The organism is Aurantimonas litoralis, assembly GCF_026153195.1.
Lineage (GTDB): Bacteria > Pseudomonadota > Alphaproteobacteria > Rhizobiales > Rhizobiaceae > Aurantimonas > Aurantimonas coralicida.
Genome location: NZ_JAPFBM010000001.1, coordinates 744,468 through 758,230, shown reverse-complemented (window position 1 = coordinate 758,230; position 13,763 = coordinate 744,468). Strand labels below are relative to the sequence as shown.

Genomic DNA, 13,763 nt, shown 5'->3' with positions numbered 1-13,763 from the left:
TATGTGCCAGTCGGCCGAGATTTCACGCCGGCAAGATCGCCGGTAAGCGGGGGCTGTCGTCCTAGACTGCCTCGCCCGTTGCCGGCAGCATATCACAGTCGAGCCCGAAACGCTGCCGCGCCATCCGGCAATCCTCGCCCCCGGGAACGCATTCGCGGCAGACCTGCGGCCGCAGCGCATAGATCGTGCAACCCGTGCCGGTGCCAACCACCCCGGAAAGCGCGGCGCAACGGTCGTTCTCGCAGCGCATGCCGCTGAGATCGCTCGCCACCAGCGCGGCCGGAATCAGGTCGAGCGCGGCGTCGCTCTCGATGGAAAAGCGGGGCCAGTCGGCCGAATAGGCGCAGCAGGCGCCGCAGGCCTGACAGTCGAAGACGGCATCGGACGGGGTCATTGCGGGTGTTCTTGCAGCCTCGGCCGGGGCGGTCAATGCGTTCGGCATGCGGGAGGCCTGGACGTGGACCATCCGGCGGATTGTCGGCTGTGGCGAAACCATATGGAAACGGACCATAGGTAAGGTTTGCGCGCCAGGAATCGGCCGTTGGGGAGATCGATCTCGTGAAAAGCGCATCAGGCAAGCGGTTCTGGACGGCGGAATCCGGGAATGTGGCGGTTGTCTTCGGACTGACCCTGCCGATCCTCGCCTGCTGCATGGGCGCTGCGGTGGACATCTCCGGGATCTACGCCTCGAAGCGCAACCTCCAGCATTCGGTCGATATCGCAGCGTTGGCCGCCGGCCGGGAATATTCCAACAACCAGCAGGACTCCCACCTGTCGAAGGTCGCCGAAGGCTATTTCTTCGAGAACGCCGGAGCCGATGCGCGCGCCAACACCGACTTCAGCTATGACGGCATCTTCAACGAGGACGGCTCGACGGTTCTGCAGGTGTCGGCCGCCCGCCGGCATCCGACCATCTTCGGCGACCTCCTCTCCTTCGTGACGGCCGGCGAACTCGACTGGCGCGCGTTTCCGCTCGCGGCCCGAAGCCAGATCGTCGTCCAGAATCAGTCCATCGAACTGGTCATGGTGCTCGACAATTCCGGCTCGATGACCGGCCGGCCGAAATCCGGTGGCGGCAAGCGCAAGATCGACACCATCAAGGATGCCGCCATCGGTCTCACCGATCAGTTCCTGAAAGGCGCCGCATCCTCGACCCTGAAGCTGCCGGTCCAGTTCGGCGTCGTGCCCTTCGCCGCAGCGGTCAATATCGGGCCGGACAATCACGACGCGAAATGGATGGACACCAAGGGACGATCCTCGATCCACAACGAATATCTCGACTGGGCCAATTGGAAGACGAGCCGCGGCGTCAATCTGGCGGAGCGAAGCCCGACAGGCGACTACTGGCAGGAGATATCTTCTAAGACGCCGCTGACGCGGTTCTTCGTCTATGAGAACGCCCACCACAAGAACGAATTGGGGCCCTGGTTGGGCTGCGTGGAATCGCGACCGAACGGGCTGGCGATCACGGATGCGGAACCCAACTACGCCAATCCTGACACGCTGTTCGTGCCGAGCTTCGGCCCTGACGAATACGATGGCAACAAGGGCGACAACGACTATCTGGAAGATGACGGCAGCCGCTCGATGCGGGCCGAAGCGGCAATGTCGGTCCAGTCGAAGGTCGCAAAATATTTCGACGGCAGCGACTTGCAGCGTGGCAAACACCCTGGCCCGAACCGTGGCTGCCGGTCGACACCCGTCACGCCGCTGACCGACAACCAGACCACGATCAATGCGGCGATCAACGCCATGGATGCGGATGGCGAAACCAACATTCCTGAAGGCATCGCCTGGGGCTGGCGGCTGTTGTCGGCCCGCGAACCCTTCACCCAGGGCCGAGCCAACGACGCCAAGGACAATCTGAAGGTCCTGGTGCTAATGACCGACGGCGACAACAATTACGGCAGCGACGAGAACGACTACAACGAATCCGGCTACGGCACCTTCGGCTATGCCAGTACCTACGACGCCTATGGCAATCACAGCTGGGGACGCATTTTCGACGACACCAGCACGACCAGCAAGCGAGCGAACCGATCCAGCTTCGTCTCCGCGATGAACGAGAAGGTCGCGGCGATCTGCCAGAACATCAAGGATGACGGGCGCAAGGCCACCGGCGAGGACGGGATCGTCATCTTCACGATCGCCTTCGATCTCAATGATGGCTCCTCGGTGAAGAAGCTGATGGAGCAGTGCGCATCCTACGGCATCACCGATCCGACGAAGAAGCTCTATTACGACGCCAAGAGCTCGAGCGACCTGATGGCGGCGTTCGACTCCATCACCGAACAGGTCTCGAGCCTGCGCATCGCAAAATAGCCTGCAGCCTCCCCGGGGAGGGGACGCTATTGCGTATCGAGCGTCAATTCGAAGCGTTCGACGACGCTCGGTTGGATCACCCCGGCGGTCATCGTGACCAGCACGATCTGGGCGTCGAGGCTGTCCCCGGCCTCCATGGCGCGTTCGATCCGCTCGCCGACCCGCAATGCCAGATCGACGTCGTTGGCGCCGGCAAAGCCTTCCGCACCGATCATGCAATAGCCAAGGATCTCGGCCGCGGCACGGTAGGCCTGCGGCGCGGGAAACGCCCCGATCGCATGATCCTGCATCAGCCTGACCACCGTCAGCTTCACCGCTTCCGGCACCATCCGGGGATGCAGGTCGACGGAGCGCAGAGCGCTGTCGAGCTGTTTCAGGTCTTCGGATCGCCCGAAGACGCCGAACAGGCCGAGGGACGATCGTTGTCTGGTCATGGCGCGATCCTGCATCGACGGCATTGTCCGGTCACGGGCGGCGGCCGCACGGCACTGAAGAAGGCCTCGGCCAACCCGTCTAGCCGCGGGCCCGAATTTCTTCTGCGACCGATAGCCGTGTCGTTCCCGGTGTTTGTGGCTTCGTAACCCGTCGCGGCTATTGCAGATAGAGGCGGCAGGATCGGAGCCAGAACTTTGCCAAATATGGGTTTCTTTCTCGGCGTCGTGAACGGCCTCGGCATCTTCGCGCTGGTGACGATGATGTATGGCTGGGCCCTGCGCAAAGCCGAGCCGGGGCTTGGGCGAAGCCTTGCACTGGGCCTCTTGTTCGGTGTCGGGGCATCGCTGTCGATCGCCAATGCGGTCGAACTGGCGCCGGGCCTGCGGATTGACCCGCGGGCGGTCATGCTGGTCCTGGCGGCCCCATTCGGCGGACCGGGAGCCGCGACGGTGGCCGCGCTGGTCACCAGCCTCTTCCGGCTGCATCTCGGCGGTTCGGGCACGATGGGCGGGATCGCAAACATCGTGGCCACGGCGGGTATCGGTGCCTTCTTCGCCTATTTCGTCTTTGAGAAGATGCAGCCGGCCCGCACGCGCGATCTCTTGCTGCTCGGCCTTCTCTGCAATGTGCCGTTTCTCTTCATCCTGACGGTGCCCGTCGACAACGCGTCGGAGATCTTCCTGCGGACGATCGGTCCGATGACGGTTGCCGACGTGATCGGGGTTCTTGTCCTCGGGCGTTTCCTCTGCAGCGAGCGCAAGGCCTTCGTCTTTGGCCGGGCGCTGGAGGCGGAGGCGTCGACCGATCCGCTGACCCTTCTGCCAAATCGCCGCCATCTGGAGCGTCGCACCAGCGAGATGGTTGAAGTGGCGCGGCGCAATGGCCGGCCGATCTCGGTGCTCGTCATCGATATCGACCGGTTCAAGCAGGTCAATGACACATATGGCCACGATGTCGGGGACACGATCCTCTTGAAGGTGGCGGATGTGGTGCGGGCCAATGTCCGCAAATCCGATGCGGTTGCCCGCTTCGGCGGCGAGGAGATCGTCGTGGCGATGGCGGATGCCACCCCGGCAGCGGCCCTGCAGACCGCCGAACGGATCCGGCTTTCCGTGGACGACAAGGTCTTCCATGGCGACCAGGAGAACGGCAACGTGACCGTCAGTGTCGGCGTCGCCACGCAGGAGGGGGAAGACCTGTCCTTCAAGCGCCTCTTCAAGGCCGCCGACGAAGCGCTCTTCCTCGCCAAGGACCGCGGCCGCAACCGCGTGGAAGTCGCGATATAGGGAAAGCCGGCGGCGGGCAGAGGGAGTGTACCAGTTCCGACACCGGCGACGGGGTGGCATGAGGATGCGGCACAGGTTTGACCAGGGCGTCCGGTCGGGTCCGCCACTAACTCGCCGAGGTCTTCTGAAGAGATTAGAAAAGTAAACCGATCAATGACGATAACGCGCTCCAGACCGCCCAGAGGATAACCCCGGTCGTGATTGCCAGTAGCGTCGTTGCGAGCAAGCAGCCTTTCAGGAAGTCGTAATCCCAGGTGACGCTCACAACATCGTGCGGACGCCGGGCAGTCCTCTCCGCCGGGCGTTGGAGCGCCTTCTGCGTTGCTGACGAATTCTCAACATTGGTTTCGGCCGACATGAGGATGCGAGAACGATTCTGGCCCCCTCGCTGTATCAGCGTCGGAGCAGACGTAGCCGTTAGCGGGCGAAGATCAAAAGGCGAGCGGCGCAGGTCGATACTAATGGGGATCCAGTGATGCCACGCAAAGATCCGTCTCATGAAGTCCATGAATGTATGCATGTATTTTGGATTGGTTCTTTCTGGCTCATCCATCCTGAGTGGATGGCCTCACTGTTTGGACTGGTCCTTTGATCTACGACGCAGGCGGATGGACCACATAAGGAGAGAGCGTCAATTCAGGGACGGATGCTTACGGCGAACTCCGGCTGTAAGCATCACCATTGTTGGCCGCGACCTAGTGCTCTCACTCCGCCGATACCCCGAGACAATTAAGGTGCAACATCACCGGTTGGCCTGCATCTCACGTCATAAACAGATTCGCGTTGTATTTCTGAGCGCACACATCCCATCCCCTCACTGCAGATGCAAGTGGCCTTGTTTGGATAGAGTGTTAGATGACCCCTGCTTACTAAAATACTTAACGGTTACGGGGAGTTCACGGTGAACCGGTGCGTTGAAGGCGCGCTGGCGGGGCGTTGCATCGTGCCGAAGTGTGCGAGGCCAGCGTCAGCACTAGCAATCGAAGCAACGCTTTGGGAGAATCGGCACATTAACAGACTGGGATCAGTGGCTGCTCAACGCGGTGTATTCGGTTGTAGCTTGTATATCCCCGTGCATGGGTACGCGGCGAGGAGATCGCATGGCCCTGCCGCAGGGCGCAAAGCAATTGGTGATCCCGACTGGATTCGAACCAGTGACCCTCAGATTAGGAATCTGATGCTCTATCCTGCTGAGCTACGGGACCGACCGCGCGCAACCTAGTCGAAGGCGCAGGGTTCGCCAAGTCTGCTCGCGAAGCTCTTGTGCGGCGATATTGCGGATCAGCGGACCTTGGGATCGGCCTGGGCGACGAGCAGCGCCGTGCCCTCGCGGATCGTCACGGCGATCGGCCCCAGCGCTTCGTTCGATTGTGTGAGGATCGAGTGGAATGGCAGGTCGACAGCGTCGAGCGGCCATTTCGCGCCGGAGATCGTCAAGCCAGAAAGATCCGAGAATTTCAGGATCGAGAACTGCGTGCCGGGCGCAAGATCGAAGGCTCGGCGGTCCGGTCCCAGCGGCCAGGCGCGTTCGATGCCGTCGAACAACTCCACGTCGATGCCGCGGGCGGCATAGCGCAGGGCCAGGATCAGATGTGCGAAGGCGTGGTCGCTGCGCGGGCCACCGAGCGCGCCGACCAGCAACAGGCCGGTCGCGCCCCGCGTCAGCGCCGCCTCGATGGCGATCTCGCCGTCGGTCATCGCTTTGTCGCGAGGATAGGGTTCGCGGGGGAGGCTGGTCAGTTCGATCGCCGGCCGCGGCGGGCTGGAATCGAAATCGCCGACCCAGAGTTCCGGCGTCACCTGCAGTTCCCCAGCATGGCGCAGGCCGTCATCCGCGGCGATGACCCGTGTGCCCTCCACCGCATCGATCAGCGCAGGGGTGGGGGCGATATGGCCGGCAAGGAGAATGGAAAAGCGCGACATCGCGGCTCGCCTACAGCATCGGGCCGCAAACGCCAATCGGCTGCCGCGACATTGCATTCGGATCGTCGGGGAGGCATGGCCTGCCTGCCGCGCCGGACGCAGCCTTGCGGTCCGACGCGAGGGCTCGGCATTGGGGCAGGGCGGAGCTGTCCCTTGGTCCAGAGGTGCGGCTGCCCTTGCCGGCAAGCGGCGTGACCTCTAAGTCTTCCCATGCTCACACGGGGTGCCTTCGGGCTGAGAGGCGCATGCCGACCCGTCGAACCTGATCCGGCTCATACCGGCGGAGGGATGCGGGCGTCGGCGGGTGTTTCGCGGATGCTTTCGTTTCGAAGGCCGCCGTCTTGAAAGGCACCACAATGGCCCGACCCGTCTTCCTCCCGCCGCTCTCCGTTCGCCATCTCGGCGTTTGCGCCACCGCGCTTCTGGCCGGCATTACCGGAGCGGTCGCCCAGGCCGACAAGCCGGTGCTCACCGTCTATACCTATGAGAGCTTCACGCCCGAATGGGGGCCGGGCCCGAAGATCGAGGCGGGTTTCGAAGACGTGTGCGCCTGCGACCTGCAGTTCGTCGGTCTCGAGGACGGCGTCGCGATCCTCAATCGTCTCAAGCTTGAAGGCCCTTCGACCGAAGCCGATATCGTCCTCGGCCTGACCACCGATCTCATCCCCGAGGCCAAGGCGACCGGCATGTTCGCGCCGAGCGGGGCGGATCTCTCGGGGCTCGACGTGCCGACCGGCTTCTCGGACGATATCTTCGTCCCCTACGACTATTCCTATCTCGCCTTCGTCTACGACAGCGAAGCGATCGCCGAACCACCGGCGAGCCTCGACGATCTGGTCAATGGCGATCCCGAGGTGAAGATCGCCATCGAGGACGCGCGGACCTCGACACCGGGCCTCGGCATGATGCTGTGGATGAAGAAGGTCTATGGCGACGAGGCCGCCGCCAAATGGGCGCAGCTGTCGAAGCGCATTCTCACCGTGACGCCAGGCTGGAGCGAGGCCTATGGCCTGTTCACGAGCGGCGAGGTGCCGATGGTTCTCAGCTACACGACATCGCCCGCCTACCACATGATCGAGGAAGACACCGACCGCTATCAGGCCGCGGCCTTCGCGGAGGGCCACTACCTGCAGATCGAGGTGGCGGCGATGCTGAAGACGACCGAGACAGCCGAACTGGCGACGCGCTTCCTCGACTACATGCTGACCGCCGAGGTGCAGTCGCTGATCCCCACCACCAACTGGACGTTGCCGGTCGCGGACGGCATCGATCTGCCTGAAGCGTTTGGCCGCCTGGTGCTGGTGGACACGCCCCTGATGATCGATCCGGAAACCGTGGCGGCGAACCGCAAGGCATGGACGCAGGAATGGCTCGAAGCGATCGGCCGCTGACGATCGAGCGCGCGTCCCGGTGAGGCGTTCATGACCGGTGCTGCGGATCGTGCCTGGCGGATCGGCCTCGGCCTCGGCGCTGCCGGTATCCTCGTCGGCTTTCTGGCCGGTGCCTTCGTCGTGCTTCTCTTTGCGACCGGCGCCGTACCCGATTTTCGGGCGGTGGCCGGCGATCGCTATCTCCTCGGCGTCGTTCTGTTCACCCTCGAGCAGGCGGTGCTGTCGACCCTCCTGTCGGTGGTGGGCGCCATCCCGCTGGCACTGGCCCTGCATCGTGCCCGCTTTCCCGGTCGCCGTGCGGTGCTGCGCCTGTTTCTCCTGCCGCAGGTGCTGCCCGTGCTGGTCGGCGCGCTGGCGATCCTCACCATCTGGGGCCGCAACGGTCTCGTCTCCGATGCTTTCGCGGCGATCGGACTGGCGCGGCTCGACATCTATGGTCTCTCCGGCATCCTGATCGCCCATGTCTTCTTCAACCTGCCGCTGGCCGCCCGGCTGATGCTGGCCGGGCTCGACCGCGTGCCGGCCGAAAGCTGGAAGCTCGCCGGGCAATTGTCGCTGAGCCCACTGGCCACGTTCCGGCTTGTCGAATGGCCGGCCCTGCGCGGTGCACTGCCGGCGGCCGCGAGCCTGATCTTCATGCTCTGCGTCACCAGCTTCACTCTCGTGCTGGTGCTGGGCGGCGGGCCGGGCGCCACGACGCTGGAAGTCGCGATCTACCAGTCGCTGCGCTACGACTTCGATCCCGGCCGTGCGATCACGCTGTCGCTCGTCCAGATCGGCCTGACGGTGATCGTCCTGTGGCTGGCGACCCGGCTTGGCGGTGATGTCGCCGCCGGTTTCGGCCTGGGCGGCCGCGCATTGCGCTACGATCGCCGCAGTCCCGTACGTGCGGTGCTGGACGCGCTCGTGCTGCTCTTCGGCATCGGCTTCGTGCTGGCGCCCTTCGTCGCGGTGGCGGTGCGCGGACTGGAAGCGGACCTGGCGCGATTGCTGGCTGATCCGGCGGTCCATCGTGCCGCGATCACCAGCATCGTCATTGCGACGGCTGCCGCGCTTCTTGCGATGGCCGTCTCGCTGGCCATCGTCCTCGCCGTCGAGGCGCTGCGCCAAGCGCCCGGGGACCGGTTGACTTCACGCAGGCAGGCGCTCGGCAACGGGCTGGAGACGACGGCCAGTCTCGTGCTCGTCGTTCCCCCCATCGTGGTCGGGGCCGGCTGGTTTCTCGCGCTGCGGCAGGTCACCGACGTCTTTGCCGCTGCGCCCTATGTCGTGGTCGCCACCAACGCCGCCATGGCCGTGCCTTTCATCGTGCGCATCGTCGGGCCGGCGCTGGCGTCGGCCAACCAGGCGACTGGCCGGTTGGCCGACAGCCTCGGCCTTGCAGGTCTGTCGCGACTGCGGGTGGTGGACTGGCCGGTCTTGCGCGCGCCGGTTGCCCTCGGCTTTGCCTTCGCCCTGGCGATCTCGCTCGGCGATCTCGGCGCCATCGCCCTGTTCGGCAGCCAGGACCTGGTGACCTTGCCCTATCTCCTGCTGCAGCGCATGGGCAGCTATCGCACGGCCGACGCGGCCGGACTGGCGCTGCTCCTCGGCATCCTGTGCCTGTCGCTGATGGCGCTGGCCGAGCGCGGACTTGCACAAAGGGACCATCCGGCATGAAGAAGGCCCTCGTCCTCGACGATGTCCGCTTTGCCCATGGCGGCAGCGAGATGCGCTTCGATCTTGCGGTGGAGGCCGGCGAATGGCTGGCGGTCATCGGTCCGAGCGGTGCCGGCAAGTCGACTCTGCTCGACCTCGTCGCGGGGTTCGCTGCGCCCTCCGCCGGCACGATCGCCATTGACGGACGCGCAATGGCTGGTGTCGCGCCGGCGGAACGCCCGCTCAGCATCGTCTTCCAAGACAACAATCTGTTTCCTTATCTCGACGTCTACCGCAATGTCGCCCTCGGCATCGCCCCCGATCTGCGGGTGGCTGCTGCGGACAGACGCCGCGTCGAGGCGGCTCTCGACGCGGTCGGGCTGGCGGGCTTCGCCAAGCGGCATCCGGCCGAGATGTCGGGCGGCGAAAGGCAACGCGTGGCCCTAGCGCGGGTCTTCCTGCGGGATCGGCCGCTTCTCCTTCTCGACGAGCCCTTCGCGGCGCTTGGTCCTGCTCTTCGCCGCGAGATGCTGGCGATCCTGACCGAATTGCGGGTAGGGCACGCGGATCCGCCGGCGATCGTCATGGTCACGCACCATCCCGAGGATGCTGTCGGCCACGCCGACCGGACGGCATTTCTCGACGCCGGCGAGATCGCGGCGATCGGGCCGACGCGTACATTGTTGGCCGGAGACGGCGATCCGCGGGTGGCGCGCTATCTCGGCACGGTTGCGCCTGCGGAACGACCTTAACCCGGGCCGACAAGGGACCGGCCGGCTAACTTCGCGACTGACGTATTTCCGGCGGATTTTCCCGGTAGCGGACAGGGGAAGGCACGAGGCAAAGCGGCGGCGCTTTTTCGAAATCTGTTGCTGATCGATCCTAACCCGTGTGACAGCGGTTCGGATAAGCCTTGAGTCTCGGGAAGCGAAGCGGTTCTGTGGGGGCGACGATCGCAGCGATGGCAATGAACTCCGGTCCTGGTCGTGCGGGACGCCTTGTGCGCCGCATGATCGGCGGTGTCGCGCTGGGCGCGTTGCTGGCGACCGGCGCCTGCACCACGATCGAAGCGGGGCTGGATGGCCTCTCGCCTGCCAGCAGCAGCGTGCAGGCGGGTTATGCCGCGACGCGTCGTCCGATCACCTTCGAGAACGTCCAGCGCAGCGATCCGCAATCGGTCATCGGACGCTCCCAGCACCCCAAGATCCTGGCGGCCTATGGCGGCGCCTATTCGGATCCCAAGCTGGAGCGCACGCTGGCCACCATCGTCGGCAAGCTGGCTGCCCAGACCGACGATCCGAACCGCGCTTATCGCATCACCATTCTGAACTCGCCCAACGTCAATGCCTTCGCGCTGCCGGGCGGCTACGTCTACATCACCCGTGGTCTCGTCGCCCTGGCCAACGATTCGGCCGAGGTGGCTGCGGTGATCGGCCACGAGATGGCGCATATCACCGCCAATCACGGCATCGAGCGCCAGCAGCGCGAGCAGGCCGCCGAGATCGCCAGCCGGGTCGTCAGCGAAGTGTTGGCAGGCGAGCCGGCCGGGCAGGTCGCCCTGGCGCGCGGCAAGCTGAGCCTTGCCCAGTTCTCGCGCCAGCAGGAGTTGCAGGCCGACATCCTCGGCATTCGTCACATCGCCAAGGCCGGTTTCGATCCCTTCGCCGCAGCGCGCTTCCTGCAGGCGATGGATTCCTATGCCAAGATCCGCACGGCCTTTCAGGCCGGCGATCCCGAGCTGGACTTCCTCGCTTCGCATCCGTCGGCGCCGCAGCGCATCGATCTCGCCAACCGGCATGCGCGCGAATATGGCCAGCCGGGCACGGGGACCACGGATCGCGATCGCTATCTGGCGGGCATCGACGGCATGCTGTTCGGCGATTCCGCCGTCGAGGGCTATGTCCGCGAGCAGCGCTTCTATCATCCCGGTCTCAGCATCACCTTCGAAGTGCCGAAGGGCTTCGTCATCGACAACACCGCCGAGGCAGTGCTGGCGAGCGGGCCCAACGACACCGCGATCCGGTTCGACGGCGTCGCATTGCCCAAGACCACCGGCCTCGTCGACTACGTCAACAGCGGCTGGATCGGCGGGCTGGACCCGTCGAGCATCCGCGCCTTCAAGATCGGCAATCTCGATGCGGTGTCGGCCCGGGCCGAGGGCGGCGAATATGTCTTCGACGTCACCGTGGTGCGGGTCGGCGGACAGGTCTATCGCTTCCTGACGGCCGTGCAGGCAAGTTCCGCCGGCACGGCGGCCGGGATCGCGGGCAAGGTCGCGAACTCGTTCCGGCTTCTCTCGACGGCCGAGAAGGAGAGCCTGAAGCCGCTGCGTATCCGGATCGTCACTGCGTCGGCCGGCGACAGCACGGCATCGCTGGCCTCCCGCATGGTTGGGGTCGAAGGCAAGACGGCGATGTTCCGGCTGCTCAACGATCTCGATGCGAATGAGAACGTAAAGCCCGGTACGCGGTACAAGATCGTCGCCGAGTAACCGGCCTGGCTGTGGCGTCAGACTGCGATACAACGAAAAAGGGGCGCCCGATCGGGAGCCCCTTTTTCGTTCGAGGTGATGCCGACGATCAGCTCACGTAGGCACTGCGGTCGGCGTTGGTCTCGAGCAACGCGGCGCGCAGCTTCTCCAGCGCACGGGTCTCGATCTGGCGCACCCGCTCCTTGGAGATGCCGAGCTTGGTGCCCAGCGCTTCCAGGGTGGCGCCGTCGTCCTGCAGGCGGCGCTCGCGGATGATCTTCAGCTCGCGCTCGGACAGAACGTCGAGGGCGCTGTGCAGCCAGGTGACGCGACGCTCGTCGTCGATCGACACGGAGACCATCTCGTCCGGCAGGGGCGAGTTCGACACGAGAAAATCCTGTCGGTCGGCGCTGCCGGATTCGTCTTCCATCAGGGGGGCGTTGAGGGAGGAATCGGGGCCGGACAGACGGGAATCCATCAGCGCCACGTCGCCCTCCGACACCTTCAGTGCCGTTGCGATTTCCTTGTACATGGCGCTGCCGGTGACACCGCCGTCGGCGCCCTGGCTGAGCCGTGCCCGCAGGCGGCGCAGATTAAAGAAAAGAGCCTTCTGGGCGGAGGAGGTGCCGCCACGAACGATCGACCAGTTGCGCAGGATGTAGTCCTGGATCGACGCCCGGATCCACCACGTCGCATAGGTGGAGAAGCGCACTTCCCGCTCCGGCTCGAACCGTGCCGCCGCCTCGAGAAGACCGACATGGCCTTCCTGGATGAGGTCGTTCATGGCGAGGCCGAAATGGCGGAACTTGGCAGCCATCGAGATGACGAGACGCATATGAGCGGAGGTGATCTTGTGAAGGGCTTCCTGGTCGCGCTTTTCCTTCCAGCGCACCGCCAGTTCGTACTCTTCTTCGCGCTGCAGGTACGGGGCGGACATGGCCGCGCGGATCAGCGTACGGCGAGCGGACTGTGACTTCATCGGTTACCCTCCGGTCAAGCTTATGAGGCGCTGTGGCCTACCGAGCGAGGCTGCTTGCGGGTTCACGCGTCGGTGTTCATGAAACACGGACTGGCCGCAAACGTTCCCGGAGGGGAAAACTTTTTTGGCTTAGGTAGCGGGGGTGCCGTATTCGGCAAGGGAACCGGGCCGATGGCGGCCGGCGCGCAAGATCGCGCAAAGGCGATCAGGATCGCCGTGTGTGAAGCCTATGCCAGTTTGCACGCAGAGGCAACGATGGCGCTCGGGGCCCGGCGCCACAAGAAAGGCCGGCGCACCTTGCGGTGGCCGGCCCGGCTTCGTCCGTGGACGATAGTCATGTTCGAAGGCGGCCTCAGGCCGCCTTTTCCTGCTCGTCGGTCTCGCCGGTGGCAGCCGCCGGTGCATCGGCCTCGCCTTCGGCTTCCGCCTCTTCCTCACCCTTGGCGACGCGCTTCGGACCCTTGTTGAGGTTGAGCTCGATCAGCTGCACGGCCTCGGTCTCGGAGACCTCGTTGACGGCCGCGAGTTCGCGGGCCATGCGGCCGAGCGCGGCTTCGTAGAGCTGGCGTTCGGAATAGGACTGCTCGGGCTGGCTGTCGGCGCGATAGAGGTCGCGGACCACTTCGGCGATCTGGATCAGGTCGCCCGAATTGATCTTGGCATCATATTCCTGGGCGCGGCGGCTCCACATGGTCTTCTTCACGCGGGCGCGGCCCTGCACGACCTTCAGCGAGCGCTCGACGAAGTCCGTTTCAGAGAGTTTGCGCATGCCGACGGATTCGGCCTTGGCGACCGGGACCTTCAAGCGCATCTTGTCTTTCTCGAAGTCGATGACGAAGAGCTCGAGCTTCATGCCCGCTACTTCCTGCTCCTCGATCGCTACGATCTGGCCGACGCCATGAGCCGGATAGACGATGCTCTCTCCGGTCTTGAAACCCTGGCGGTTGGAAGCCTTCTTCTGACTGCTCATACGCTTTTTTAAACTCCCTGTTGTGCCTGGCCGCGGCAGCCGCTAGACACGGGTGGCGGCGCAGGCGCCGCCGTTTGCTTGGGGCCCGGTGGTACTTGCCGGACCGCAGTCGATCGGTGTAATCGCCTCCCGTGTTCCCGCATGAGCGCCGCATGGACCGAGCGGTCGCAAGCGGACGGACATTCTTCTCGGTAGGGGAAGCATCCTTTTCGGACAGGCCCGAGAGCGCTGGACGGCGTCAAGAGCTGGCCATGAGGCCGACTGTGTGACGACCCTACACCAATCTGACGAAAAATTCAAGGTTTCTGCCACTTAGGCGGTCGTTCGTCGCGGCGCAGCATCCGCACGG

Annotated in this window: 11 protein-coding genes, 1 tRNA gene and 1 riboswitch; of the genes, 6 read left to right on the top strand and 6 right to left on the bottom strand. The window is 64.6% G+C overall.

Translation table 11 applies throughout. The annotated features are described in order from the left end of the window. Positions 1-61: 61 nt before the first annotated feature. Positions 62-394, bottom strand: coding sequence for a YkgJ family cysteine cluster protein (locus N7I30_RS03640; protein ID WP_187391173.1), 333 nt, complete (start codon positions 392-394; stop codon positions 62-64). A gap of 164 nt (positions 395-558) precedes the next feature. On the opposite strand from N7I30_RS03640, the gene N7I30_RS03635 reads away from it, so the two are divergent. After that, positions 559-2,322, top strand: a complete 1,764-nt coding sequence (locus N7I30_RS03635) for a vWA domain-containing protein (protein WP_498636757.1) — start codon at positions 559-561, stop codon at positions 2,320-2,322. Positions 2,323-2,348: 26 nt separating this feature from the next. Here N7I30_RS03635 and N7I30_RS03630 read toward each other — a convergent pair whose 3' ends face one another. After that, positions 2,349-2,756, bottom strand: coding sequence for a hypothetical protein (locus N7I30_RS03630; RefSeq protein ID WP_498636755.1), 408 nt, complete (start codon positions 2,754-2,756; stop codon positions 2,349-2,351). A 204-nt stretch (positions 2,757-2,960) separates the two neighbouring features. Between N7I30_RS03630 and N7I30_RS03625 the strand changes: the two genes are divergently transcribed. After that, a complete protein-coding gene (locus N7I30_RS03625) occupies positions 2,961-4,043 on the top strand; it encodes a diguanylate cyclase (protein ID WP_498636753.1) in 1,083 nt (360 codons plus the stop codon). 1,128 nt (positions 4,044-5,171) lie between these two features. Here N7I30_RS03625 and N7I30_RS03620 read toward each other — a convergent pair. Beyond that, a tRNA-Arg gene (locus N7I30_RS03620) sits at positions 5,172-5,248 on the bottom strand. A 76-nt stretch (positions 5,249-5,324) separates the two neighbouring features. Then, on the bottom strand, positions 5,325-5,966 hold the full coding sequence (locus N7I30_RS03615) for a thiamine diphosphokinase (protein WP_498636751.1): 642 nt from the start codon (positions 5,964-5,966) through the stop codon (positions 5,325-5,327). Between the two features lie 209 nt (positions 5,967-6,175). Beyond that, positions 6,176-6,272, top strand: a riboswitch (TPP riboswitch). Between the two features lie 50 nt (positions 6,273-6,322). Between N7I30_RS03615 and thiB the strand changes: the two genes are divergently transcribed. From thiB to N7I30_RS03595, 4 genes are all read left to right on the top strand, one after another. Beyond that, on the top strand, positions 6,323-7,357 hold the full coding sequence (thiB, locus tag N7I30_RS03610; RefSeq protein ID WP_498636749.1) for a thiamine ABC transporter substrate binding subunit: 1,035 nt from the start codon (positions 6,323-6,325) through the stop codon (positions 7,355-7,357). Between the two features lie 30 nt (positions 7,358-7,387). Further along, positions 7,388-9,016: a thiamine/thiamine pyrophosphate ABC transporter permease gene (gene thiP / locus N7I30_RS03605; RefSeq protein WP_498636747.1), complete on the top strand. Its 1,629-nt coding sequence runs from the start codon at positions 7,388-7,390 to the stop codon at positions 9,014-9,016. After that, complete coding sequence (thiQ, locus tag N7I30_RS03600; RefSeq protein WP_498636745.1) at positions 9,013-9,747, top strand: thiamine ABC transporter ATP-binding protein; 735 nt, start codon at positions 9,013-9,015, stop codon at positions 9,745-9,747. Before thiP ends, thiQ begins: the two co-directional genes overlap by 4 nt. 215 nt (positions 9,748-9,962) lie before the next feature. Beyond that, complete coding sequence (locus N7I30_RS03595) at positions 9,963-11,486, top strand: M48 family metalloprotease (protein ID WP_498637121.1); 1,524 nt, start codon at positions 9,963-9,965, stop codon at positions 11,484-11,486. An 88-nt stretch (positions 11,487-11,574) separates the two neighbouring features. Here N7I30_RS03595 and N7I30_RS03590 read toward each other — a convergent pair whose 3' ends face one another. Next, complete coding sequence (locus N7I30_RS03590; RefSeq protein WP_009210780.1) at positions 11,575-12,444, bottom strand: RNA polymerase factor sigma-32; 870 nt, start codon at positions 12,442-12,444, stop codon at positions 11,575-11,577. 352 nt (positions 12,445-12,796) lie between these two features. Continuing rightward, positions 12,797-13,414 (bottom strand): CarD family transcriptional regulator, encoded by a 618-nt coding sequence (locus N7I30_RS03585; RefSeq protein WP_024349824.1) that lies wholly within the window; start codon positions 13,412-13,414, stop codon positions 12,797-12,799. Positions 13,415-13,763 lie beyond the last annotated feature (349 nt).